The organism is Corallococcus sp. CA053C (genome assembly GCF_003611675.1).
Taxonomy (GTDB): Bacteria; Myxococcota; Myxococcia; order Myxococcales; family Myxococcaceae; genus Corallococcus.
Map to the genome: position 1 here is coordinate 1 of NZ_RAWA01000707.1, position 2,323 is coordinate 2,323.

At 69.5% G+C, this 2,323-nt stretch carries 3 protein-coding genes; 1 reads left to right on the forward strand and 2 read right to left on the reverse strand.

Annotated features, from left to right (window positions below; all coding sequences use genetic code 11):
• The first annotated feature begins 315 nt into the window (after positions 1 to 315).
• Positions 316 to 1,392, forward strand: a complete 1,077-nt coding sequence (locus tag D7V97_RS42390) for a hypothetical protein (protein WP_120616192.1) — start codon at positions 316 to 318, stop codon at positions 1,390 to 1,392.
• 105 nt (positions 1,393 to 1,497) lie between these two features.
• Here the strand turns inward: D7V97_RS42390 and D7V97_RS42395 are convergent, their stop codons facing one another.
• Positions 1,498 to 1,893, reverse strand: coding sequence for a VOC family protein (locus D7V97_RS42395; protein ID WP_120616193.1), 396 nt, complete (start codon positions 1,891 to 1,893; stop codon positions 1,498 to 1,500).
• A gap of 59 nt (positions 1,894 to 1,952) precedes the next feature.
• Positions 1,953 to 2,323 (reverse strand): TIGR02266 family protein (locus tag D7V97_RS42400; protein ID WP_120616194.1); only part of this gene is annotated, 371 nt, incomplete at its 5' end.

The window sequence follows — 2,323 nt, forward strand, 5'->3', positions numbered from 1 at the left end:
GTCCGGGTGGGCGTGCTCATGCGGACGGGGTCTCCTTGGGGGGAGGCAGGCACACCCCCCCTCGTGGATTGTGTGTCTTTCCGCCAGACGCCGGGCCGTGTTTCAGCCCCGGGTGACAGGCCGGGTCCGGTATCCGACGGATGCGGGCAGGCCTACGATAGGGTTTGCGACCGCGAAGTGCATGCCCTGGACGCCGGGGCCGGCCACCGTCTGGAATGGGGGGGAGCCGCCAACCGGAGTTTCCGCTAAAGCATTCTTCACAAATATTCCCGGATAACGTCTGATGACCGCCCACGGCAAGAAGGCAGGGCTTCCATGCGGTCATCGCTTCGTCGTTCTCCCGGAGTCCCGTCGCTCACGGCCGTCATCCTGGCGCTGGGGCTGCTCTCCGCCTGCGGAGAGGGTGTGTCAGAGGAGGAGGCGCTGTTCGGCCAGGCCCGGCAGGCCCTGTTGAACGGCGTCGGGTCCACCGCGGCGCGGGCGGCGCTGACGAAGCGGTGGGCGCCCATCCACTACCAGGACGTGGACGTCACGGGCTCCCACTCGCTCAGCGGCCGGTCCGACTTCCTCACCCGCGTCGACTTCGACGGGGACTGGAGCGGGACGAACAACTGGGACAACACCGGCTCGCGGGCGCTCACCGCGCACGCCTACCAGTCGGTGGTGGAGACGTCCTCGCACTGGTACCTGCTCTACACCTTCTTCCATCCGCGGGACTGGTCCGACTCCATCTTCGACACGGAGCATGAGAACGACGGCGAAGGGGTGCTCCTCGTCGTGAAGCGCGACGGCAGCGAGTACGGCGCGCTCGTCGGCGCGGTGACGGTCGCCCACAAGGACTTCTTCTCCTACGTGCCGGCGGGCAGCCCGCTCGGCTCGGGGTCGGAGTCGCTGGACGGCACGCTGTCGCTCGCCTCCTTCGAAGGGCAGCTCCACCCCGTCACCGCCCAGGAGGCCAAGGGCCACGGGCTCAAGGCGTGGCCGTACTTCGACATCGTCGGGGACGGCGTGAAGTACTACCCGTCGCTCAGCCTCGCGGAGCAGCCCTCGTCCGCCACGGATGCGGACGTGCGCTACATGCTGCTCGACAACTACAGCCCCACCGAGGGGCTCTGGCCGCGCCGGGACCTCACCACGCTGTTCGTGTCCGACGGGACGTTCCGGGGCGACACGGGGGGCGGCTGCGGGCTGGCGGCGGGCAACTGCGGCACCAACTCCGCGAACGCGCCCTGGGGCTGGGATGACCAGAACGACGGCCCCATCCTGCGCGGAGAAATCGCGAAGGACCCGGCGAAGCTCGCCGCGTACTACTTCAGCCCGTCCACCCAGTTCTCGACGACGTACACGTTCAACCCCTTCCAGGGCATTGGCGCGGATCCGAACCAGCCCTGAGGACGGCTACGGGTCCTCCAATGGCTTGCGCGGCCGCGCATGGCATTGACGGAACGGCCTGGAAAGACCCGCTTGAGACGCGTCGCATGTCTCAGCGGGGGCGCCTCACGGCGCGCCGTGGTGGACCGCTTCGATGTTGTTGCCATCGGGGTCGAGCACGAACGCGCCGTAGTAGCCCGCGTGGTAGTGGGGCCGCTTGCCGGGGGCGCCGTTGTCGCGGGCGCCGGCCTTCAGCGCGGTCTGGTGGAAGGCGTCCACGGCCTCCGGGCTCTTCGCGCTGAAGGCGACGTGCCGGGGAGACGCGGGCGTCTTCGTCTCGATGATCCACAGCACGGGGCGCTGGGGCGGACCGAAGGCGGCCATCCGGCGCGTGGGGAACTCCGGGTCCCAGGTGGAGGTCATCTCCATCACGAGGCCGCAGCCCAGTGTGGGGAGCAGCGCCTCGTAGAAGGCCTTCGAGGCGGCGAAGTCGGTCGCGTAGAAGCTCAGGTGGTCGATCATGCCCGGCGTCCTAGCAAAACCGCTGGACGCCTTCGCGCCCCAACGTGCCGCCCCCGGAATCAGTCCGGGTAGAACATGGGGTCGCGCGTGGCGACGAACGACGAGATGGCGTGCGCCACCTCTGGCGGCAGGGTGGTGAACTGCACGCCCACGCCGGGCATCAGCTCCGGGGTGCGGTCGTTGCCGTCGCGGGCCCAGCGCACCACGCCGGTCACCGTGAGGGGCTGGCCGCCCGGCAGCGTGAAGTCCAGCTCCACCGGCGTGCCGCGCGGCACCGCTTCCACCGTGGCGATGAAGATGCCGCCCTCGCTGATGTCCATGGAGAAGCCGGTGAAGAAGTTGGAGTCGCTGCGCGTGTCGATGGTCGTGTGCATCCGCACCCGGCCGTTGCGCCGCGCCTCGTCCTTCGCGGGCGGCGGGGGCACGGGCG